General features: G+C 37.3%; 1 protein-coding gene. It reads left to right on the top strand.

Annotated elements, in window-relative coordinates; translation table 11 throughout:
- Window positions 1–375 (top strand): hypothetical protein (locus ACWIW0_RS11395; RefSeq protein ID WP_454453408.1); only part of this gene is annotated, 375 nt, incomplete at both ends.

Genomic DNA, 375 nt, shown 5'->3' on the forward strand with positions numbered 1-375 from the left:
GCCACCAGTTGTTAGACCAGTTATTGTGCCTCTTAACTTAGATTTTACTAAAAAATCTATTGAGCAATTTTCAGCTTCTCGTTTTGCGACAGTTGCACAGCAATACTATAGCTTAAAACGTTTACAGCAAGGTTGTTATACTGATGAGAAAGGTTTCTGCTATCGTACTTATGGAGACGCAGCTAAAGACTCTTATGGTAATGACTTAAACGCAGGGCTAAATTTAGGCTATCAATTTGGTAATGGTTTCCTTGTTGGAGCAAACCTTGAACATAATTTCTATCGTTCTGTAAATCAACAGAAGCAAAATCAAGGGAATTTAGGGGTAGGGGCATTTGCTCGTTTACAACATAATAATTGGTATATTTCCCCTGC

The organism is Ursidibacter sp. B-7004-1 (assembly GCF_053654055.1).